This is a genomic window from Lysobacter humi (ex Lee et al. 2017), from assembly GCF_054781815.1.
The window spans coordinates 292,411-312,555 of record NZ_BAAGTR010000005.1; the positions used below are offsets into that span (position 1 = coordinate 292,411).

Below are 20,145 nucleotides of genomic sequence, written 5' to 3' on the forward strand. Positions count from 1 at the left end.
CAGCAGGGCCGACTGCGGCCGCAGCAGGCGTCGGCTCCAGCCGTCCATCGAGGTTGCCCGCACCTCGCCCGCATCGCCGCGAACGTGCCGAACGCCGGTCGACCACGTTTACCGCAGCCCGAAGACCCGCTTCGGCAGCAGCAGCTTGATCGCGCGCTCGGCGCTCTTGCGGCGCATGCCCGGATGCCGGAGCCCGCGCCAGATCGGCCCGATCCAGTCGCGACGCGGCCGGTCGAGGATCGCCTCCCGGGCATCGGCCTCGATGCGGTACATCTCCGCGATGAGGCGTGCTTCCTTCGCGCGGCCCGGCTCCAGGTCCGTGAGCACGCCGAGCGCATGTTCGAGGTCGTCGGCGATCGCGCGGTACATCACGATCGTGCGCTCGTAGCGGCGGCGCATCGCATCCGGGCCCTTATCGCCGCGCGCGAACAGCCAGTTGCCGAGGCTGTCGGGCAGCTGGCGGTAGTCAACGAGCACGTCGGGCAGGCAACGCCCGTGGCCCAGCAGCACGCCGCGTAGGGTGAGGATGTTGTCCTCCGCGCGCCCGCGCAGCGGACCGAAGCGGTCGATGACTTCGCGACGGAAGGCCATCGTGGCGCCGAGCAGCGTGGCCAGCCGCCCGACGCGCACGAAGTAGTGCAGGTCGAAGCGGTCGGGCATGCCCTGCACGCCCTGCTTGAGCGGTTCGCGCTGCGGGCCGATCTCGTCGACGGCACTGCCCATCACGAAGCAGCCGGGATCGGCATCGAAGGCTTCGAGTAGGCGACGCACGCGCTGCGGACGGCTGATGTCGTCGCCCGCCATGATCACGACCACCTCGCCGCTCGCCATTGCGAACAGGGTGTTCAGATGCGCGGTGACGCCCTGGTTGACCTCGTTGCGGCGCACCACCACGCGATGCGGGCCGTCGTAGCCGGCGACGTGGGCGCAGGCGACGTCGTAGGTGTCGTCGGGCGAGGCATCGTCCGAAACGATGATCTCGCAAGGCACGTCCTGCGCAAGGGCGCCGTCGATCGCCTCGCGGACGGTGTCGGCCGCCTTGTAGGCGATCAGCGCGATCGTGACGCGAGGCGCGCTCATGCGGCGGCGATCAGTCCCGCATCGGCGGCGGCGCGCAGCGCGTCGACCACGGCCTGCGCCTGCTCGTCGGTGAGGTGCGGGCCCATCGGCAGGCTCAGCACCTGCTCGTGAAGGCGATCACTGATGGGGAAGGCGTCGACGTCGTAGCCGGCGTCCGCGTACGCGCCCTGGCGGTATGCCGGAATCGGGTAATGCACCAGGGTGTCGACGCCGCGCTCGCGCAGATAGGCCTGCAGCCCGTCGCGGTCGCGTACCTGCACCACGTAGAGGTGCCACACGGGCTCCGCGCCGTCGGCGACGGTCGGCAGCACGAGGCCGAGGCTGGCGAGCGCCGCATCGTAGAACGCTGCGCGCGCACGGCGGCGGGCGTTCCACTCGTCGAGCCGTGCGAGTTTCACGCGCAGCAGCGCCGACTGCATCTCGTCCAGGCGCGAGTTCACACCCGCGACCTCGTGCACGTACTTTCGCGAGGAGCCGTAGTTGCGCAGCCGGCGGACCGCCCCGGCGAGTGACGCGTCGTCAGTGGTGACGGCGCCCGCGTCGCCGAACGCACCGAGGTTCTTGCCCGGGTAGAAGCTGAAACCCGCCGCGACGCCGAGCCCGCCGGCGCGGCGGCCGGCCCAGGTCGCGCCCTGTGCCTGCGCGGCATCCTCGATGACGTGCAGCCCATGGCGCTGCGCGATCGCCGCGAGCGCCGCCATGTCCGCGCACTGGCCGTACAGGTGCACCGGCATGATCGCGCGCGTCCGGGGCGTGATCGCCGCCTCGACGCGCCCGGGGTCGATGTTCGCAGTGTCGGCGCGGGGCTCGACCGGGACGGGGCGCGCGCCGGCGAGGCTCACGGCGAGCCAGGTCGCGATGAAGGTGTTCGCCGGCACGATCACCTCGTCGCCCGCGCCGATGCCGAGCGCACGCAGGATCAGCACCAGCGCATCGAGCCCGTTGCCGACGCCGATCGCGTGCTTCACGCCGCAGTAGGCGGCGAACTCGGCCTCGAAGGCCTCGGTCTCGGGGCCCAGGATGTAATGGCCGGAGGCGAGTACGCGCAGGGCGGCGGCGTCGAGCTCGGCGGCGAGCTCGTTGCGTGCCGCGGCGAGGTCGAGGAAGGGAACACGAGTCATGCGGTCGGGCCGTCCAGCGCGGCGATGAACTCGCCGTAATCGCGGTAGTAGTCGGATTCCTCGTAGACGGTCGAGGCGAGCACCATGCACACCGATCCGGAGGAGAAATTGTCGAGCTCGCGCCAGACCATGGTGTCGACGAGCAGGCCGTAGTACGAGCGGTTGAGGTGCACGCGCTCCTTGCGTCGGCCGTCGTCGAGCACGACGTCGAAGCTGCCGGCCATCGCGATGATCAGCTGGCGCAACTGCTTGTGCGCATGCCCGCCGCGCTCGGCGCCGCCAGGCACGTCGTAGAGGTAGTAGACGCGCTGGATGTCGAACGGCACGTGCCGGCCGCCTTCGACGAACGTGAGGTTGCCGCGCGGGTCGGAGATCTTCGGCAGGTCGACCAGCCGCCAGCGCGAGGATTCGCTCACTCGATCGTCCTCGCGGGCATGCCGCGTACGGTCGCGGCGTCGGGGACGTCGCGCGTTACCACCGCGCCGGCAGCGACCGTCGCGCCCGCGCCGATTCGCACGCGCGGCAGCAGGAGTGCGCCGAGCCCGATGCGCGCATGCGCGCCGATCTCCGGACCGCGGATGTCGCCTTCGACATAGCCGTCGCGTCCCATCGCATTGTCGTTCGCTGTGCCGACATGGCCGGAGACGAAGGCGCCCTCGCCCACCGTCTGGTTGCCGCACAGCCACGCATGGTCCATGAGCTTCACGCCGTCGCCGAGCGTGACCGCGTAGTTGAGCGTGACGTGCCGGCCCACGATCACGCGCTCGCCGATGCGGCAGGCCTCGCGGATCGAGGCGGCATCGCCGACGAGGCAGTTCTCGCCGAGCACCACGTCGTAGTAGATCACCGCATGCGGGCCGATCACGCTGCCCGCGCCGATGCGTGTTTCACCACCCGCGCCGACCTCGCGCGAGATCGCCGCGCTCGCGCGCGCGGGCTTGCCGATCACGGCGCCGGGGAAGATCTCCACGCCGTCTCCGATCACGACGCCCGCCTCGATCACCACATGCGGATGAACGATCACGCCGCGCCCGAGGCGCGCACCCGCGCGCACGACCGCGAACGCATCGATACGGCTGCCCTCGCCGACTTCGGCCGATTCGCAGAACGCGAGCCGATGGATGCCGCTCACGCGCCGTTCCCGCGCCGCCCCGGCTCGCGCGCCGCGCGGATCTGCGCATCGACGGCGGCGATCGCGGTCATGTTCACCACGCGACGCGGCGTCGAGGCCGGGGTGAGGATGTGCGCCGGCTTGTCGAGGCCCATCAGGATCGGGCCGATCGCCACGCCGTCGGTCATCACGCGGACCATGTTGTAGACGATGTTCGCCGCGTCGAGGTTCGGCATCACGAACAGGTTCGCGCGGCCCTTGAGCTTCGAGTTGGGGAACATGCGGTGACGCAGCTCGTCGTCCCAGGCGGTGTCGGCCTGCATCTCGCCTTCGATCTCGAGCTTGGGCGCGCGCTCGCGCAGGATCTCGAGCGTGCGGCGCATCTTCTGCGCGGAGGCGTTGTCGTGGCTGCCGAAGTTGGAGTGCGAGAGCAGCGCGACCTTGGGCTCGATGCCGAACAACTTGAGGCGGTAGGTCGCCTGCAGCGTGGCCTCGGCGATCTGTTCCGGGCACGGGTCGACCTGCACGTGGGTGTCGAGGAAGAACCAGGCGCCGAGGTTGTTGATGACGGCGGTCATCGCCGCCGTTCCGCTCACGCCTCGGTCGAAGCTGAAGACGCTGCGCAGGTAGCCGAGCTTCTTGTGGAATCGGCCGACGATGCCGCAGATCATCGCGTCGGCCTCGCCGCGCTCGACCATCAACGCGGCAATGAGCGTGGTGCGCGAGCGCAGCAGGTTCTTGGCGGCGGCCGGCGTGACGCCGCGGCGCTCGGTGAGCGCGTGGTACTGCTGCCAGTACTCGTCGAAGCGCGGGTCGGAATTGACGTTGGTCAGCTCGAAGTCGACGCCCGGCTGCATGCGCAGGCCGAGGCGCTCGATGCGCTTGCCGATGATGTCCGGGCGGCCGATCAGGATCGGCTTGGCGAGGCCCTCGTCGATCACTGTCTGCACGGCGCGCAGAACCGTCTCTTCCTCGCCTTCGGCGTACACCACGCGCTTGAGGTCGCTGCGCGCGCGGTCGTAGACGGGCTTCATCAGCAGGCCCGTGCGGTAGATGAACTGGCCGAGCTTCTCCTCGTAGGCGCGCATGTCGAGGATCGGGCGCGTGGCCATGCCCGAGTCCATCGCCGCGCGCGCCACGGCCGGCGCGAGCATCACCAGCAGGCGCGGGTCGAACGGGCGCGGGATCAGGTAGTCGGCACCGAATTTCGGGATGTCGCCGCCGTAGGCGCTGGCGAGGTCGCCGGCCTCCATGCGCGCGAGCTGCGCGATCGCGCGCACGCAGGCGAGCTTCATCGCTTCGTTGATCTCGCGCGCGCCCACGTCGAGCGCGCCGCGGAAGATGTAGGGGAAGCAGAGCGCGTTGTTGACCTGGTTCGGATAGTCCGAGCGGCCGGTCGCGATGATGCAGTCCGGGCGGACGGCCTTTGCATCCTCGGGGAGGATCTCAGGGTACGGATTGGCGAGCGCGAGGATGATCGGGCGCTCGGCCATGGACGCGACCATCTCGGGCTTGAGCACGCCGCCGGCCGAAAGGCCGAGGAAGATGTCGGCACCGACGCAGATGTCGGCGAGGCTGCGCTTGTCGGTGTCGCGCGCGTAGCGCGCCTTGTCGGGGTCGAGGTTCTCGCGGCCGGTGTAGAGCACGCCGTCGCGGTCGACCGCGAGGATGTTCTCCGCCCGCATGCCCAGCGCGACCAGCATGTCGAGGCAGGCGATGCCCGCGGCCCCGGCGCCGGCAGTGGCGAGCTTCACGTCCTCGATCTTCTTGCCGACGACTTCCAGCGCATTGAGCACTGCGGCGCCGACGATGATCGCGGTGCCGTGCTGGTCGTCGTGGAAGACCGGGATGTTCATCCGCTCGCGCAGCTTGCGCTCGACGATGAAGCACTCGGGGGCCTTGATGTCCTCGAGGTTGATGCCGCCGAAGGTCGGCTCGAGGCTGGCGATGATGTCGACCAGCTTGTCGGGATCGCGCTCGTCGACCTCGATGTCGAAGACGTCGATTCCGGCGAACTTCTGGAACAGGACGCCTTTGCCTTCCATCACCGGCTTGCCGGCGAGCGGGCCGATGTCGCCCAGGCCCAGCACCGCGGTGCCGTTGGAGATCACCGCAACGAGGTTGCCGCGCGCGGTGAGTTCGGAGGCGGCGTTCGGGTCCGCGACGATCGCCTCGCAGGCGTAGGCCACGCCCGGCGAGTAGGCCAGCGCGAGGTCCCGCTGCGTCACCAGCGCCTTGGTCGGCGCGACCCGGATCTTTCCGGGCGGATCGGCGCGGTGGTAGTCGAGCGCGGCCTGCTTGAGTTCGTCGGAACTGGACTGGGTCATCGGATCGCGGGACGGGACGGGCCCCCGATTCTACCCGCGGGGGCCGGTGGGGCCCGGTGGCGGAACGGCGGCCCCGGGGGCCGGTCGCGGGGAGGGCGGGCGCAGGCCGTGCGGCCGCGTCAGAAGTCGAGCAGGAAGCCGCCGTCGGTGGCCACGCTGTCGAGCCGGATGCGGTTGGCGAACAGCGAGAACGCCAGCATCCCGGCCAGGCCGTTGATGCGGGTCAGCCACGGCGGGAGCCAGCGCGGGGGCAGCAGGATGCCGGCCTCCCACAGCGGCTCGAAGCGCTGCACGTCGGCGAGCGTCATCTTCCCGGAGAACAGGTAGCGGCAGAGGGCGAGCTTGCGCTGGCGCAGGGCCCAGCGGAAGAACGTGTGCACGCCGACCAGGCCGCGCACGTAGACGGTGTCCTTGGTGAAGGCGCAGCCGCCGGTGGTGGGAACGCCACGGAAGATGCGCTGGGCCGAGGCGAAGCTCTCGTGCTCGGTCTGGCCGGCGTCGAGGAAATAGCGGAAGATGTCGATGAAATCGGCGCCATCGAGCGCCATCGCCACCGCCTCGATGCGCAGTGAGATGCGCTTCATGCGGCCGATGTCGATCGAGCCGGTGATCTGCTCGGCGAACGTCGCCAGGCCCTCCTGCGTGGCCGTCGAGCGCGGCGAGGACAGCGACAGGCTCGGCAGCACCGGCTGCTCGCGGCCGTTGAGGGCGGTCAGCGAATGCACGAAGGCCTCGTGCTGCAGCAGTTGCTGGCGGTCGTAGTCGGAGAAACCGGCGCCCGCGCGCAGGCGGATCCGCGTGGCGCCCGCGGCGGCCTTGGCGATCAGGTCGGGATCGAGCACGACGTCGATCACGCGCCCGTTGAAGTAGTCGTCGAGATCCCCCTGCAACTGCAGGCGCAGGGCGGTGGCCGAGATGCGGATCGTCTCGCTCGGCGCGAGCAGGCCGTTGTCGAGCTCGTCGGCGATGGAGATGAAGTGCCGCGCGGCCTCGCGGGTGGTGGGGCCGTCGCCGGGCAGCGCCTCGTTGGGTGCGCCGTAGAGCTCGGTCGAGAAGGCGACGACGTGCCGGCTGCCGAGCACTTCGCACATGCGCGCGGCGGTGGCCCAGCTGCGCGCGGAGTCGATCAGGTACTGGCCGAGCGGATGCGACGGATCGGCCTCGCGCACGATCGCCTCGAGCTCGGCGCGCGCTTCGCGGAAGTCGCTGCGCGGGTAGTCGACCACCGGCGGCCGCGCCGCGCCACGCGCGAAAGCGGTGAGGAAGTCGGCCTCCATGCCCGCCGGCCAGCTGACCAGCGCGAGCACGCGGATGTCGCGGGCTACGCGCACCATGCGCGCGTCGAGCGCGGCGTGATGCGCGATGTCGGGGGGATACGCGGCCGGCGTGGCCACTCAGCGACGCCCGGACGTGCCGTGCGGCCGGCGCCCCGGCGGTTTGCCCGGCGGTGGCGACTTCGCCTTCGGGTCCGCCTGCTGCGCGCGGCGATGGGCGAGGCTACTCGCCGCGCCGGCCACTTCGACGGAGAGCTTGCGGTAGTTCGCCAGGCGCTCCGGGCCGAGGCGGCCGTCGTCGAGCGCGGCGCGGACCGCGCAGCCGGGCTCCTTCTCGTGCGCGCAGTCGCGGAAGCGGCATTCGGCGGCGAGGGCCTCGACGTCGGCGAAGGTGTCCGCCACCGCCTCTTCGCCCGTGGGTTTGAGCTCACGCATGCCGGGCGTGTCGATCAGGCAGCCGCCGAGCGGCAGCGGGAGCAGTGCGCGATGGGTGGTCGTGTGCCGGCCGCGGGAGTCGTTGTCGCGGACACTTGCGGTCTTCATCCGCTCGAGCCCGAGCAGGGAATTGGTGAGCGTGGACTTGCCCGCGCCCGAGCTGCCCACGAGCACGCCGGTGCGCCCGGGGCCCAGCCAGCGGCCGAGCCGCGCGGCGTCGGCGGTGTCGCGCGCATTCACGACGACGACCTCCACCCCCGCGTCGGCAGCGGTCGTGAGGGCCTCGCGCGCCTCGTCGATCGTTGCGGCGCCGGCGACGTCGGCCTTGGTCAGCACGATGACGGGCGTCGCGCCGCTGCCGTGCACCAGCAGCAGGTAGCGCTCGATCCGGCGGGGGTTGAAATCGCCGTCGAGGCCGGACACGACGAAGACCACGTCGATATTGGCGGCGATCAGCTGCTGCTTGTAGTGCTCGCCCGCCGCGGCGCGCTTGATCGCACTGCGCCGGGGCAGCAGGGCCACCGCCTTGGCCGAGGCGCCGGTGCCCTCGACGAGCAGCCAGTCGCCCACGGCCGGCCGCTCGGTGGGATCGGTGCGTCCCGTCCGGTAGCCGGCCGGGCGTGCCCAGTCGGGCAGCGACTCCACGCCGTAACCGTCGCCGGGCCCCTCGGCGACGATGTAGCCGGTGCGGTGCTGCTCGATCGCGCGCGCCGGGCGGGCCCCGGGATGCGCCGCCAGGAGCGCGGCCCAGTCGCTCCAGGCCTCCGACGCCGTGAACGGCCAACCGATCGCCTGCAGGCGGGCGGGGTCGGCGGGCAGGACGGTCGGGGCCTCGTTCATCGCCCGATTCTAGCCAGAGCCGGTCCGCGGCCGGTCAGCGGGGCCCGTCGATTTTCCGTTAGGCTGGCCGCCATTTTCCGTGCCTGCCGCCGCTTCCATGTCCCACGTCCTCAAGACCCGCGAACGCCTGTCCGAAGTCCGCTACGAGATCCGCGGCGAACTCGCGCGACGGGCCCGGGAACTCGAGGGCCAGGGCCGTACGCTGATCAAGCTCAACATCGGCAACCCCGGCGCGTTCGGCTTCCGCGCCCCCGACCACCTGCAGCGCGCGATCGCCGACCGCATCCACGAGACCGATCCCTACACCCACCAGCAGGGCCTGCCGGCCGCGCGCGAGGCGCTCGCCGGCTACCACCGCGCCCGCGGCACGCCGAACGCGTCGCCCGAGCGCGTCTTCATCGGCAACGGCGTGAGCGAGCTGATCGACCTCTCGCTGCGCGCCCTGCTCAATCCCGGCGACGAGGTGCTCGTGCCCTCGCCCGACTACCCGCTGTGGACCGCCGCGACGATCCTCAACGACGGCGCCGCGGTGCACTACCCCTGCCGCCCCGAGGCCGGCTACCTGCCCGATCCCGACGAGATCGAGCGGCTGGTGACGCCGCGCACGCGCGCGATCGTGGTGATCAACCCGAACAATCCGACCGGCGCGGTGTACCCGCGCGAGCTGCTCGAGCGCATCGTCGCGATCGCGGCGAAGCACCGGCTGCTGTTGATGAGCGACGAGATCTACGACGAGATCGTCTACGACGGCGCCACGTTCCAGCCGCTCGCGCCGCTCGCCGGCGACGTGCCCTGCCTGTCGTTCGGCGGCCTGTCGAAGGTCTACCGCGCCTGCGGCTGGCGCATCGGCTGGGCCGTGCTCTCCGGCGACCCGCTCGCGATCGGCGACTTCCACCACGCGATGGACCTGCTCGGCGCGCTGCGCCTGTGCGCCAACGTGCCCGGCCAGTTCGCGATCGAGGCCGCGCTCTCGGGCACCGCGACCATCCACGAACTCACCCGGCCCGGCGGCCGCCTGTACGAGGCGCGCCGCGCGGTGATCGAGAGCGTGGCCGCCAATCGCCACCTCGAGATGACCACCCCGGGCGGCGCGCTGTACGGCTTCCCGCAGGTGGTCGGCGACGCCGCCGAGGGCTTCGACGACCAGGGCTTCGCGCTCGAGATGCTCGAGACCGAGGGCGTGCTGATCGTGCCGGGCACGAGCTTCAACCTGCGCGAGCGCAATGCCTTCCGGGTGACGCTGCTGCCCGAGCCCGACCAGCTGCGCGAGGTGTTCGCGCGCGTGGAGCGCGTGCTCGACCGGCGCGCCGCACAGGCGCAGGACGCCCGCGCGCAGGTCGCCTGATGGGCGCGCTGCGCTACCTCGCGCTCGGCGACAGCTACACCATCGGTGAGGGCGTCGACGAGGCCGGCCGCTGGCCCGTACAACTCGCGTCGCGCCTGCGCGATGCGGGGATCGACCTCGCCCCGCCGCGCATCGTCGCGACCACCGGCTGGACCGTCGACGAGCTCGCCGCGGGCATCGCCGCCGCGCAGCCGCTCGGGCACTGGGACGTCGTCTCGCTGGGCATCGGCGTCAACGACCAGTACCGCGGGCACAGCCCGTCCGACTACCGCACCGGCCTCGTCGACCTGCTCGACACCGTCGCGCATCTGGCCGGCGACGGTGGCCGCTTCTTCATGGTCTCGATCCCGGACTGGGGCGTGACGCGCTTCGCGCGCGCCGAAGGCCGAGATGCCGCGCGCGTCGCGAACGAGATCGACGAATTCAACACACTCGCGGGCGATCTCTGCGCGGCCCGGCGAATCCCGTTCGTCGACATCACGCCGATCAGCCGCGACCGCGGCGATGCCGACGCGATGCTCACGGGCGACGGCCTGCATCCGTCGGCCGCGATGTACGCGCGCTGGGTCGACGCAGTGCTGCCGACGGCGCACCGCCTGCTGGCGGACGCGACGTGAGCGCCGCCACGCGCCCGCTCGACGCGGCGACCGCGCGCACGATCGCGCGCGCCTTCCTGCCGGCGTCGAAGCTCGGCAATCGCTGGAACTACCACTACACGCAGGGCAAGCTGCGCAGCGACCCGTTGTATCCGGGCGTCGCCGATGCACTGCGCGGCACGTCCGCGCCGCTGCTCGACCTCGGCTGCGGGCTCGGCCTGCTCGCGCATACGCTGCGCGCTGATGGAATCGCGCTCGCCTATCGGGGCGTGGACGTCGATGCCGCCAAGATCGACAAGGCGCGCATCGCCGCGTCGCGCGCGCAGCTCGCGGACGTGGACTTCGAGGCGGTCGACCTCGCGCGCATGATCCCCGCGCATGCCGGCAGCGTCGCGCTGCTCGACGTGCTGCAGTACCTCCCGCCCGAGGCGCAGGACCGGCTCGTCGACGCGGCCGCGGCGATGATCGTGCCCGGCGCGCGGCTGGTGATCCGCACCGGCCTCGCGGACGGCGGCGGCCGGGCGCGCTTCACACACTTCGCCGACGTCGTCGGGCGCCTGACGGGATGGATGTATTCGGCGCCGCGCGTGTATCCGCAGCGCGCCGCGCTCGAGGCGCGACTCGCCGCTGCCGGCCTGCACGCGGACTTCGTGCCGCTGTACGGCGATACGCCGTTCAACAACTGGCGGATCGTCGCCGAGCGGAACTGAGCCTGCGACCGGAATGCCCGACTACGCCACGCTCGACGCCATCGCCGACGCGCACAATCCGATGCTCGGCCTCGTCTGGGCCGCGCTGCTCGTGCAGGCGCTCTTGCGCCGTGCCGGGCCCGTTGCGCTCGCCCGGATCGCCGCGGGAGCGGTCGCGCTCGTCGTCGCCTACGGCCTGATGGCAATCGACACGGCGACCGGGCTGTGGGGTCGCGCCGGGCTGGACGCGAGCACGCATGTCGCGGTCGCCGTGGCGATGATCACGTGGTTCGCGTTCGCATCGCGCGTGGCCGGTGCGTTCACTCTGGCGACGTTCGCCCTCTACGTGCCGCTGATGCTCCACCAGCGCTACCACTCGGCGGGGGACATCCTGACCACTGCGTTCGCGACGCTCGCCCTCATGCTGCCGCCGGCGTGGGTGCTGCGCCGTCGACTGCGGCTTCCTGCTCGCGCGGCGGTGGCCTGAGGCATTGGGCGAGACAGGGGACGCGCGGCTTCCGGCATGTCACCAACGCGTGCTGGCGGGATCGAGACGACGGATTTGCCGATGCACCGGGGGGGTCACGGGGCGAGCCGTGCGGATGCAGCGGGTGCGACGCGTGGGCCGTGCTCCACGGCGCGCGTTCGCGAGCCCTCGTCGAAACCCTCGCGCGCTGCGCCCATCGCGAGCGCGGGCCTTCTTGAAGGCGGACCTGCGTCGCCCTGCGCGCAGGTGGCCTCAGTCGGCCGCGACGTGCTCCACGGTCGGCGCGACCGCGCCGTCGCGCTGCGGCACCGGCAGCACGCAGCGGTAGCCGAGCGCATCGAGGCGCTGCAGCAGGCGCTCGAGCATCTCGACGTTGCGCCCGTGCGGCGCGCCCTCGTGCATGAGCACGATCGCGCCCGGTGCGAGCTGGCGCTCCACGCGTGCGACGACGGCCGCAGGATCACCCGCCACGCCGTCGAAGCCGCGCGCGTTCCAGCCGACGCGGGCGAGCCCCAGCCGCTTTAGCGGTGCGGAGACGAACGGATTCGCCATGCCGACCACCGCGCGGAACCACACCGGCGCCACGCCCGTCACGCGCGCGATCGCGGCCTGCGCGGCCTCGATCTCGCCGCGCATGCGCGACGGCCCGAGGGCCCAGAACCATTTCTCGGGATGGGATTCGCTGTGGTTTCCGAGCTCGTGGCCGCGTCGCAGGATCTCGCGCGCGAGGTCGGGCCGCGCCGCCACGTGCCGGCCGATCACGAAGAACGTCGCGCGGGCGCCGTGGCGGTCGAGCAGGTCGAGAATGGCGGGCGTCTCGGCCGACGGGCCGTCGTCGATCGTCAGCCAGACGACCTTCGCTTCGGTGGGCAGGCGCCGCACGACGGGGCCGAACATCGCGGAGTCGAAGCGCAGCGTGCCCCACCAGAACGCCAGGTGCGAGGCGAGCATCGCCGGCAGGCCGACGACCGTGCCGAAGCGCCACCACAGCACGGCCACGGCCGCCTGCGAGAGCAGCAGCGCGGCCCACCAGGCCTGCGGATGGCGCGGCGGCCGGTGCGGGAGGGCGATGGACTCGGTGGACATGCGTTCATGATGCCACGCGGCGTGCACGGGCCCTGGGGCCTAAAATGAGCGCTTCACTCCGAAGGATGCACCCCATGTCGCTCGATCCCGCCCTGCGCGCCCGCATCGATTCGCTGCTGCAGGCGAACCGCGTCGTCCTGTTCATGAAGGGCGAGCCGCGCATGCCGCAGTGCGGGTTCTCGGCGAAGGCCGCGGGCGCGCTCGATGGCCTGGGCGTCGAGTACGCGCATGTCGACGTGCTGAGCGATCCCGAGATCCGCGAGGGCATCAAGGCCTATGGCGACTGGCCGACGATCCCGCAGCTCTACATCGACGGCGAACTCGTCGGAGGCAGCGACATCATCCTGCAGATGGTGAAGTCGGGCGAGCTGCATACCGTGCTCGGCGTCGATGCGCCGGACCGCACGCCGCCGTCGATCGAGATCACCTCCGCCGCCGCGGCGATGCTCCGCGATGCGATCGCCGGCGCCGGCGCCGGGTACGCGCTGCAGGTCGCGGTGGACGCGCAGTTCCGCACGCAGCTCCAGCTCGGCCCGATGGATCCGGATGCGATCGCGACCGAGGCCGAGGGCATCCGCGTGCAGTTCGACCTCGCGAGCGCGCAGCGCGCCAAGGGCCTGCGGATCGACTGGGTGGACGACGAGCGCGGCCGCGGGCTGGTCGTGGAAAACCCGAACGCGCCGGCCGCGGTGAAGACCATCAGCGCGATCGACGCGGCGCAGAAGCTCGCCGACGGCGGCCTGACGCTGGTCGACGTGCGCCCGGTGGAGGAGCGCGCGATCGCCTCGGTGCGCGTGCCGTTCTCGGTGCTCGACGGCGGCGCGTCGGCCGAGATCGAGGCGCTGCCCAAGGACACGCCGATCGCCTTCCTGTGCCACCACGGCCGTCGCAGTGCGGAGGCCGCGGAGCATTTCCGCCGCCTGGGCTTTACCGACCTCTACAACGTCGAAGGCGGCATCGACGCCTGGGCGCAGACGGTCGATCCGGGCGTCGCGCGCTACTGATCGGTCTGCGACGGCGATCCTTCAGCGGCTCGCCGTCGTCGAGGCCTCGCGCGCGATCAGCGCGCGCACCGTCTCGACGACCGGATCGCGGCCGGCGCGCCAGTCGTCGGCCGTGAGCACGACGGGCACGTGCGGCGCGATCGAGCCACGCCGGTCCCACGGATGCGAGAGCTGCCAGCGCACGCCGGAGACGGTCGCGGCCGCGCGGCTCCACGGCAGCACGATGCGGGCCTCGTCGCCGTCCTGGTTGCCGGTCATGCCGGTCGGTTCACCGACGAAAACGGGCTTGGCGAGGCGCTCGAGATCCGTCGAGAAATTCGCCGCGGCCGAGTAGACGTTGCGGCCGATCAGCGCATACACGCGGCGGCCGTCGCCGGCCGAATGCGCGACGAGCGTGCGCAGCAGCTCGGTGTAGGTGAACGTGTTGCCGCCGTTGTTGTGGCGGAGGTCGACCACGACATTGCGCGCGCCGTTCGACGCGAGGTGCTTTCGAAGACGCAGGCCGAAGGCGGCGAGGTCCTCGTCCGGATCCGGCGCGACCTGGTTGAACTGCACGTAGGTGGTCGACAGGCCCGGCCAGTCCTCGAGCCAGTGCGACTCGCCGGTACGCGCGAGCCATGCGGGTGGCGCGACCCCCGGCGCGGCCGGAAGGCGCGGTCGCCGCGGCGCGGTGGCGGCGTCGAGCGTGACGTCGGTGGCGCGCCCTGCGGCATCGGCGAGCGTCAAGGTCACGCGCCTGGGATCGCGCGCGATACCGAGCCCGTGCAGCAGTGTCATGTCGGTAAGCCGCATCGGCGCGGTCCAGACGCCTTCCGCAGGGGAGGCATGCGAGATCGTGCCGAGCACGCGCTGGAGGACCGTCGCGGCGGGTACGCCGTCGACCGCCACGAGGCGTCGGCCGACGAGCCCGGCATGCGCGGGATCGGCCTGCACGACATGCAGGCCGTCGGGGAAGGCATAGAGCTGCACCGGCATCCAGCCGTAGCGCAGGCGCGCGCCGGGCAGTGGGCCGTCGGGCGTCGCGCCCCACAGCAGCGTGTGGCCGAGGCCGAGCGTGGCGACGAGCTCGCCGAGCCGTGCATAGACGGCGTCGTCGGACAGGCGCGGGATGTCGGCCCGCAGGCGCTCGGCGGCCTCGCGCGTGGCCGCGGGGAGCGGCGCGTCGCGGTAGGCGGGCGCGAGGCGGCGGATCTCGGCCAGCAGCCAGTCGAGGTCACCCCGCCAGCCGGCGACGCGGTCCTCCGTGGCGACCGGCACCGGCGCATCGAGCGCGGTCCAGCGCGGATGCGTACGCAGCGCGGCGAAGGCGGGATCCGCGAGCAGGCCGGGGCGGTCGAGATCACGATCCTCCTCGATCAAGTGGCGCAGGGTCTCGATCGCCGCGTCGTGCTGGCCGAGCGCGGCCTGCTGCGCGGCGATCCAGTAGCGCGCGCTGCCCGGTGTCGGGCCGATCAGTGCGATCGAGCGCTCGTAGGCGGCGATCGAGCCGGCGGCATCGCCGAGCTGACGGCGTGCCGTGCCGAGACCTGTCCAGCTCTCGCGATCGAGCGGGTAGGCCTCGACGAGCCGAGCGAAACGCTCGGCGGCCTCGCTCCAGCGACGTGCGTCCAGTGCCTGCCGCGCGAGGGCGAAGTCGGCGTGGTACGCCAGCGGGTCGGCCGGCGCATGCAGCACCGCCGCGTAGGGCGCCGGATACGGCGCGGGCGGGGCCGCGGTCGCGTCGGGCGCCAGCAGCGAGGCGAGAAGGAGACTCGGGACGAGCAGGCGCATGGCGGGCCGGGGCAGTCGGATTCCCCCTGGGATGCGCGAACCGCCCGCCGGGTTTAAGCCTCAGCCCGCGAAGCCGCCGGCCTCGAGAAAGGCCTGCTCGGCCGCGGTCGTGGCCCGGCCCAGCGCGGCATTGCGATGCGGGAAGCGCCCGAAGCGCTCGATGATGTCGAGGTGCAGCCGCGCCCAGCGGTCGGCGTCCTCGCCCTGCAGGCGTGCATGCAGCTCGAGCGACAGGCGCTGCTCGTCGATCGCCTCCGAATGCTCGAACGGCAGGTAGCAGAACACGCGCAGCGCCGGCTCGACCTGCAGGTCGAAGCCCGCATCGATGGCGCCCCGTGCAAAGTGCCGGGCGAGCGGGTCGGTCGCGTACGCATGCGCGCTGCCGCGGAAGACGTTGCGCGGGATCTGGTCGAGCAGGAGCAGCAGCGCGAGCGCGCCGTCCGGCGTGGCGGCCCAGGCGTCCAGCTCGCGCCGTGCGGCGCGATGGTGTGCGGGCAGCCATGCGGCGCACGCGGCGTCGAAGCCGGCATCGCGCGCGAACCAGCGCGCGGGTCCGGCCTCGCGCCAGAAATCGATCAGCGCCCGCGCATCCTCGTGCTCAGTCATCCTGCGTGCTCCCCAGCTGGGTCTCGAGTTCGGCGGTCCACGCAGCGGTCAGGCTCTCGAGTGTGACGGCCTGGATCAGCGCGCGGATCGGACCCCGGGAATAGCACTGCGCGATGAAGATCGCATGGCGGTCGCGGAAGGCGAGCCAGGCCGCCTGCGCGCGGTCGAAGGCGAGCTCGCCCTCGCCATCGAGCTGCCCGCGCACCTGCGCGACGACACGCCGCATGCGGGCGTCGGCGAAGAGAAGGCGCTCGCGCGCCTGCGCGGTGAACTCGTCGTCCTGCAGCACCTCGATCGCGCCGCGCTCGATGACTTCCTCGGCGCGTGCCACGTGCCCGTCGGCGAGCTCGACCGCGGTCTGCGCCTTGCCGACGAGCCCGGTCTCGAAGCGCTGCAGGTCGCCGAGGCTGGTGCCGCTGCCCTCGAGCGTCTGCTTGAGCGCGAGGAGCTTCTGGCTGCGCTCGATCGCCTCGGACGTCTGCCGGCGTTCCACGCGGCGCTGGATGAAATAGAAGGCCCACGTCAACGCCGCACCGAGGACCACCAAGAGGGCCTGTTCCATGTTCCGCTCCTGTCTGGTGCGACAGTCTGCGGGTCGGGCATCTCAGGCGTCGCGACGTGGGCGGCCGTTCGTCGCCGACCGCCGAATGCGGAAAACCCCGGGATTTCCCGGGGTTTTCGCAGGTGCTTCACGCCATGCCGTCGCGGCGTGACCGGCGTCACTCGTCGAAGCGCAGGTGCCGCACCGACTTGCCGTGGCGGCGGATCAGGCGCAGCGCCTCGATGCCGATCTGGATGTGGTTGTCGACGAAGTCGGCGGTCACGCGCAGGTCGGATTCGGCGGTCTTCACGCCTTCGGGCGTCATCGGCGCATCCGACACGAGCAGGAGCGCGCCGCACGGAATGCGATTGGCGAAGCCCGCGGCGAACACCGTCGCCGTCTCCATGTCGATCGCCATGCAGCGCAGGCGCCGCAGGTAGTCCTTGAACGCCTCGTCGTGCTCCCAGACGCGACGGTTCGTCGTGTAGACGGTACCGGTCCAGTAGTCGTGGCCGAGGTCGCGGATCATCGTGGAGACGGCGCGCTGCAGGGCGAACGCGGGCAGCGCGGGCACCTCGGGTGGCATGTAGTCGTTCGACGTGCCCTCGCCGCGGATCGCGGCGATCGGCAGCACCAGGTCGCCGAGCTTGTTGCGCTTCTTGAGGCCGCCGCACTTGCCGAGGAACAGCACCGCCTTCGGGCAGATCGCCGAGAGCAGGTCCATGAGCGTGGCCGCGTTCGGGCTGCCCATGCCGAAGTTGATCATCGTGATGCCGTCGCTCGTGGCGCTGGGCATCGGCTTGTCGAGGCCGACGATCGGCGCGCCGGTCAGTCGCGCGAACGTCTGCAGGTAGCCGCCGAAGTTGGTGAGGAGGATGTGCTCGCCGAAGTCGCCGAGGGCGACGCCGGTGTAGCGCGGCAGCCAGTTGGCGACGATGTCCTGCTTGTCTTTCATTTGAACTCGTTCATGTTTTTTGCCCGATTGTGGCACCCCCCGTGACAAAGGTCATGGTGACGTCCGGCCTCCGCGCCGGTTACGGTCGCGGGTCCCCTCGCCCTGCGGCCCGCCATGTCCCGAACCCTCCTCTCCCTGCTGTGCACGGTGCTCGTCGCCGCGCCGCTCGCGGCGCCCGCCGCGGATGCCGCGCAGCCCGCCGGCAAGTCGCCCTCGCGCTTCGTGCAGGACCCGTATCCCAGCACCTACCGTGCGCTGCCGAGCGGCCCGGTGCTGATCCGCAATGCCATCGTGCTCACCGGCACCGGCGAGCGCCTCGATGGCGCCGACGTGCTCATGCGCGACGGGAAGATCGCGCAGGTCGGCCGCGGGCTCGAGGCGGCGGCCGGCACCACCATCGTCGACGGCACCGGCAAGTGGGTCACGCCGGGCATCATCGACGTGCATTCGCACCTCGGCGTCTACGCGAGCCCGGGCACGCAGTCGCACCAGGACGGCAACGAGGCGACCAGCCCGGTCACCGCGAACGTCTGGGCCGAGCACTCGATCTGGCCGCAGGACCCGGGCTTCCACACCGCGCTTGCCGGCGGCATCACCGCGATGCAGATCCTGCCGGGCTCGGCCAACCTTGTCGGCGGCCGCGGCGTCACGCTCAAGAACGTGCCGTCCACCACCTATCAGGGCATGAAGTTCCCGGGTGCGCCATGGGGCCTGAAGATGGCCTGCGGCGAGAACCCCAAGCGCGTCTACGGCCAGAAGGGCGGACCAAGCACGCGCATGGGCAACGTGGCGGGCTACCGCGCGGCCTTCATCGACGCGAGCGAGTACCGCCGCAAGAACATGCCCAAGCCACCGAAGAAGCGTTCGTGGTGGCAGGGCGGCGGCAGCGTCGACAGCCAGCAGGACACCGGCGGCAAGCGCGACCTCAAGATGGACACGCTCGCCGGCGCGATCAACGGCGACATCCAGGTGCACATCCATTGCTACCGCGCCGACGAGATGGCGGTGATGCTGGATCTGGCCAAGGAATTCGACTTCAAGGTCGCGGCCTTCCACCACGGCGTGGAGGCCTACAAGATCGCCGACCGGCTCGCACAGGACGGCGTCTGCGGCGCGCTGTGGGCCGACTGGTGGGGCTTCAAGATGGAGGCCTACGACGGCATCCAGGAGAACATCGCGATCGTCGACAGCCGCCCGGGCGGCTGCGCGATCGTGCATTCCGATTCCGAGGAGGGCATCCAGCGCCTCAACCAGGAGGCGGCGAAGGTGATCGCGAGCGCGAAGCGCGCGGGCATGGAGATCGCGCCGGAGCGCGCGATCCGCTGGCTCACCAGCAATGCGGCCAAGTCGCTCGGCGTGCTCGACAAGACGGGCACGCTCGAGGCCGGGAAGATGGCCGACGTGGTGCTGTGGAACGGCAATCCCTTCAGCGTCTACGCCAAGGCCGAGCAGGTCTACATCGACGGCGCGCGCGTGTACGACCGTGCCGACCCGTCGCGCCAGCCGGTTTCGGACTTCGTGATCGGCCAACCCACCGCGCTCAACACGGGAGGTGCGCGATGAGCGCCCGTCTGAAGATCCTCGCGGGCGCGGTGCTGCTCGCGCTCGCGCCGATCGCGTCCGCGCAGGACATGCTGATCCGCAATGCCACGGTGCACACCGCGACCGAGCGCGGCACGCTGCAGGGCGCCGACGTGCTGGTGCGCGGCGGCAAAGTCGCCGCGATCGGCACCGGCCTGTCGGCGCCTGCCGGCGTGCCGAGCGTCGACGCGGGCGGCCGCCCGGTCACGCCGACGCTGTTCGGCGGCATCACCGCGATGGGCATCGAGGAAGTGTCGGGCGAGCAGACCACCGTCGACAACACGCTCACGCTCGGCAAGCCGACGCGCGAGATGACGGTGCGTCCCGAGTTCGACGTCACGCTCGCGTTCAATCCCGAGTCCTCGCTGCTCGGCGTGAACCGCGTCGAGGGCCTGGGCTGGACGCTGCTCGGTCCGGGCACCGGCGAGGGCGGCTCGATCATCGCGGGCCAGGGCGCCGTCGTGCGCCTCGACGGCTCGCCGGATCCGGCCGGCCCGAAGGTGCTGTTCGTCGCGCTGGGCAACGACGCCTCCGGCCTGACCGGCCAGTCCCGCGCGGCGCAGTGGATGCTGCTGGAGCAGTTCTTCGACGAGGCCCGTGGCCGTATCCCGGCCACCTCGCCGATGGCGATGCTCACGCCGGCCGGGCGCGCGGTGCTGTCGCGCTTTCTCGCGGGCAATGGGCGGGTAGTGTTCAAGGTCGACCGGGCCGCCGACATCCGCCGGCTGCTGCGCTTCTCCGCCAAGCACGGCCTGCGCATCGCGATCTCCGGCGGTGTGGAAGCCTGGAAGCTCGCGCCCGAACTCGCCCGGGCGAAGGTGCCGGTGTTCGTCGATCCGCTGGCGAACCTGCCGGCCGACTTCGACCGCCTCGGCGCGCGCATGGACAATGCTGCGCTGCTGCGTGCCGCGGGCGTGCAGGTCGGCATCGTGCAGTCGGGTGATGCCTCCCACAATGCGCGCAAGGTCCGCCAGCTCGCGGGCAATGCCGTGTCCTACGGCCTGCCCTGGGAGGACGGCCTCGCCGCGCTCACGCGCGTGCCAGCGGAGACGTTCGGCCTCGCCGACGCCGGCCGCATCGCCGTGGGCCAGCGCGCGGACCTCGTGCTGTGGAGCGGCGATCCGCTCGAGGTGAACACCGTCGCGCAGCAGGTGTGGTTCGGTGGCCGGGCGATCGAGATGCGCAGCCGCCAGACGGAGCTGCGCGATCGCTACCTCGCGCCCCCGGGCGCGCTCCCGCGCGCCTACGACGTCCCCGACCGTCGCCGCTGAGCGGCGCATCGGCCCGGTCCGGTCGC

At 71.7% G+C, this 20,145-nt stretch carries 19 protein-coding genes; 7 read left to right on the forward strand and 12 right to left on the reverse strand.

The annotated features are described in order from the left end of the window. Positions 1-108: 108 nt before the first annotated feature. From ACYVJJ_RS05010 to rsgA, 7 genes are all read right to left on the reverse strand, one after another. The gene (locus ACYVJJ_RS05010; protein ID WP_460831621.1) at positions 109-1,080 is read right to left on the reverse strand and encodes a glycosyltransferase family 2 protein; all 972 of its coding nucleotides are present in this window, start codon (positions 1,078-1,080) and stop codon (positions 109-111) included. Next, positions 1,077-2,201, reverse strand: coding sequence for a DegT/DnrJ/EryC1/StrS family aminotransferase (locus ACYVJJ_RS05015; protein WP_460831622.1), 1,125 nt, complete (start codon positions 2,199-2,201; stop codon positions 1,077-1,079). The genes ACYVJJ_RS05010 and ACYVJJ_RS05015 overlap by 4 nt, the downstream gene beginning before the upstream one ends. After that, on the reverse strand, positions 2,198-2,617 hold the full coding sequence (locus ACYVJJ_RS05020; protein ID WP_460831624.1) for a sugar 3,4-ketoisomerase: 420 nt from the start codon (positions 2,615-2,617) through the stop codon (positions 2,198-2,200). The genes ACYVJJ_RS05015 and ACYVJJ_RS05020 overlap by 4 nt, the downstream gene beginning before the upstream one ends. Beyond that, positions 2,614-3,333, reverse strand: a complete 720-nt coding sequence (locus ACYVJJ_RS05025; RefSeq protein WP_460831625.1) for a DapH/DapD/GlmU-related protein — start codon at positions 3,331-3,333, stop codon at positions 2,614-2,616. Before ACYVJJ_RS05025 ends, ACYVJJ_RS05020 begins: the two co-directional genes overlap by 4 nt. Then, on the reverse strand, positions 3,330-5,639 hold the full coding sequence (locus ACYVJJ_RS05030; protein ID WP_460831627.1) for an NADP-dependent malic enzyme: 2,310 nt from the start codon (positions 5,637-5,639) through the stop codon (positions 3,330-3,332). The genes ACYVJJ_RS05025 and ACYVJJ_RS05030 overlap by 4 nt, the downstream gene beginning before the upstream one ends. A 119-nt stretch (positions 5,640-5,758) precedes the next feature. Beyond that, positions 5,759-6,973 (reverse strand): flavohemoglobin expression-modulating QEGLA motif protein, encoded by a 1,215-nt coding sequence (locus ACYVJJ_RS05035; RefSeq protein ID WP_460831786.1) that lies wholly within the window; start codon positions 6,971-6,973, stop codon positions 5,759-5,761. A gap of 60 nt (positions 6,974-7,033) precedes the next feature. Then, complete coding sequence (gene rsgA / locus ACYVJJ_RS05040; protein WP_460831628.1) at positions 7,034-8,188, reverse strand: ribosome small subunit-dependent GTPase A; 1,155 nt, start codon at positions 8,186-8,188, stop codon at positions 7,034-7,036. 97 nt (positions 8,189-8,285) lie between these two features. On the opposite strand from rsgA, the gene ACYVJJ_RS05045 reads away from it, so the two are divergent. The 4 genes from ACYVJJ_RS05045 to ACYVJJ_RS05060 are packed head-to-tail and all read left to right on the forward strand — an operon-like array spanning position 8,286 to position 11,305. Further along, a complete protein-coding gene (locus ACYVJJ_RS05045) occupies positions 8,286-9,533 on the forward strand; it encodes an aminotransferase class I/II-fold pyridoxal phosphate-dependent enzyme (protein ID WP_460831630.1) in 1,248 nt (415 codons plus the stop codon). After that, positions 9,533-10,150: an SGNH/GDSL hydrolase family protein gene (locus ACYVJJ_RS05050; protein WP_460831631.1), complete on the forward strand. Its 618-nt coding sequence runs from the start codon at positions 9,533-9,535 to the stop codon at positions 10,148-10,150. Before ACYVJJ_RS05045 ends, ACYVJJ_RS05050 begins: the two co-directional genes overlap by 1 nt. Beyond that, positions 10,147-10,839, forward strand: coding sequence for a methyltransferase domain-containing protein (locus ACYVJJ_RS05055; RefSeq protein ID WP_460831633.1), 693 nt, complete (start codon positions 10,147-10,149; stop codon positions 10,837-10,839). The genes ACYVJJ_RS05050 and ACYVJJ_RS05055 overlap by 4 nt, the downstream gene beginning before the upstream one ends. A gap of 13 nt (positions 10,840-10,852) precedes the next feature. Beyond that, positions 10,853-11,305, forward strand: coding sequence for a hypothetical protein (locus ACYVJJ_RS05060; protein WP_460831635.1), 453 nt, complete (start codon positions 10,853-10,855; stop codon positions 11,303-11,305). Positions 11,306-11,557: 252 nt separating this feature from the next. On the opposite strand, the gene ACYVJJ_RS05065 is transcribed toward ACYVJJ_RS05060, so the two are convergent. Continuing rightward, positions 11,558-12,391, reverse strand: a complete 834-nt coding sequence (locus ACYVJJ_RS05065) for a polysaccharide deacetylase family protein (RefSeq protein WP_460831636.1) — start codon at positions 12,389-12,391, stop codon at positions 11,558-11,560. Positions 12,392-12,465: 74 nt separating this feature from the next. Here ACYVJJ_RS05065 and grxD point away from each other — a divergent pair, with 74 nt between their 5' ends. Then, entirely contained in the window at positions 12,466-13,395 is a 930-nt protein-coding gene (gene grxD / locus ACYVJJ_RS05070) for a Grx4 family monothiol glutaredoxin (RefSeq protein ID WP_460831638.1), read from the forward strand. 21 nt (positions 13,396-13,416) lie between these two features. Here grxD and ACYVJJ_RS05075 read toward each other — a convergent pair whose 3' ends face one another. The 4 genes from ACYVJJ_RS05075 to ACYVJJ_RS05090 form a co-directional block, all read right to left on the reverse strand. Continuing rightward, positions 13,417-15,165 carry a tetratricopeptide repeat protein gene (locus ACYVJJ_RS05075; protein ID WP_460831640.1) on the reverse strand — a complete coding sequence of 583 codons (1,749 nt, stop codon included), beginning with the start codon at positions 15,163-15,165 and terminating at the stop codon, positions 13,417-13,419. Positions 15,166-15,225: 60 nt separating this feature from the next. Next, complete coding sequence (locus ACYVJJ_RS05080; RefSeq protein ID WP_460831642.1) at positions 15,226-15,771, reverse strand: DUF924 family protein; 546 nt, start codon at positions 15,769-15,771, stop codon at positions 15,226-15,228. Further along, entirely contained in the window at positions 15,764-16,333 is a 570-nt protein-coding gene (locus tag ACYVJJ_RS05085; protein ID WP_460831643.1) for a lysozyme inhibitor LprI family protein, read from the reverse strand. Before ACYVJJ_RS05085 ends, ACYVJJ_RS05080 begins: the two co-directional genes overlap by 8 nt. Before the next feature lie 157 nt (positions 16,334-16,490). Beyond that, the gene (locus tag ACYVJJ_RS05090; RefSeq protein ID WP_460831645.1) at positions 16,491-17,267 is read right to left on the reverse strand and encodes an AMP nucleosidase; all 777 of its coding nucleotides are present in this window, start codon (positions 17,265-17,267) and stop codon (positions 16,491-16,493) included. A gap of 114 nt (positions 17,268-17,381) precedes the next feature. On the opposite strand from ACYVJJ_RS05090, the gene ACYVJJ_RS05095 reads away from it, so the two are divergent. Continuing rightward, on the forward strand, positions 17,382-18,830 hold the full coding sequence (locus ACYVJJ_RS05095; protein WP_460831647.1) for an amidohydrolase: 1,449 nt from the start codon (positions 17,382-17,384) through the stop codon (positions 18,828-18,830). Next, a complete protein-coding gene (locus ACYVJJ_RS05100; RefSeq protein WP_460831649.1) occupies positions 18,827-20,119 on the forward strand; it encodes an amidohydrolase family protein in 1,293 nt (430 codons plus the stop codon). The genes ACYVJJ_RS05095 and ACYVJJ_RS05100 overlap by 4 nt, the downstream gene beginning before the upstream one ends. The last annotated feature ends 26 nt before the right edge of the window (positions 20,120-20,145 follow it).

What these genes read in the sequence shown, in the direction of transcription:
- ACYVJJ_RS05010 (WP_460831621.1), bottom strand. Translation starts at nt 1,080, where the DNA reads ATGAGCGCGCCTCGCGTCACGATCGCGCTGATCGCCTACAAGGCGGCC.
- ACYVJJ_RS05015 (WP_460831622.1), bottom strand. Translation starts at nt 2,201, where the DNA reads ATGACTCGTGTTCCCTTCCTCGACCTCGCCGCGGCACGCAACGAGCTC.
- ACYVJJ_RS05030 (WP_460831627.1), bottom strand. Translation starts at nt 5,639, where the DNA reads ATGACCCAGTCCAGTTCCGACGAACTCAAGCAGGCCGCGCTCGACTAC.
- ACYVJJ_RS05035 (WP_460831786.1), bottom strand. Translation starts at nt 6,973, where the DNA reads ATGGTGCGCGTAGCCCGCGACATCCGCGTGCTCGCGCTGGTCAGCTGG.
- rsgA (WP_460831628.1), bottom strand. Translation starts at nt 8,188, where the DNA reads ATGAACGAGGCCCCGACCGTCCTGCCCGCCGACCCCGCCCGCCTGCAG.
- ACYVJJ_RS05045 (WP_460831630.1), top strand. Translation starts at nt 8,286, where the DNA reads ATGTCCCACGTCCTCAAGACCCGCGAACGCCTGTCCGAAGTCCGCTAC.
- ACYVJJ_RS05050 (WP_460831631.1), top strand. Translation starts at nt 9,533, where the DNA reads ATGGGCGCGCTGCGCTACCTCGCGCTCGGCGACAGCTACACCATCGGT.
- ACYVJJ_RS05060 (WP_460831635.1), top strand. Translation starts at nt 10,853, where the DNA reads ATGCCCGACTACGCCACGCTCGACGCCATCGCCGACGCGCACAATCCG.
- ACYVJJ_RS05065 (WP_460831636.1), bottom strand. Translation starts at nt 12,391, where the DNA reads ATGTCCACCGAGTCCATCGCCCTCCCGCACCGGCCGCCGCGCCATCCG.
- grxD (WP_460831638.1), top strand. Translation starts at nt 12,466, where the DNA reads ATGTCGCTCGATCCCGCCCTGCGCGCCCGCATCGATTCGCTGCTGCAG.
- ACYVJJ_RS05075 (WP_460831640.1), bottom strand. Translation starts at nt 15,165, where the DNA reads ATGCGCCTGCTCGTCCCGAGTCTCCTTCTCGCCTCGCTGCTGGCGCCC.
- ACYVJJ_RS05080 (WP_460831642.1), bottom strand. Translation starts at nt 15,771, where the DNA reads ATGACTGAGCACGAGGATGCGCGGGCGCTGATCGATTTCTGGCGCGAG.
- ACYVJJ_RS05085 (WP_460831643.1), bottom strand. Translation starts at nt 16,333, where the DNA reads ATGGAACAGGCCCTCTTGGTGGTCCTCGGTGCGGCGTTGACGTGGGCC.
- ACYVJJ_RS05090 (WP_460831645.1), bottom strand. Translation starts at nt 17,267, where the DNA reads ATGAAAGACAAGCAGGACATCGTCGCCAACTGGCTGCCGCGCTACACC.
- ACYVJJ_RS05095 (WP_460831647.1), top strand. Translation starts at nt 17,382, where the DNA reads ATGTCCCGAACCCTCCTCTCCCTGCTGTGCACGGTGCTCGTCGCCGCG.
- ACYVJJ_RS05100 (WP_460831649.1), top strand. Translation starts at nt 18,827, where the DNA reads ATGAGCGCCCGTCTGAAGATCCTCGCGGGCGCGGTGCTGCTCGCGCTC.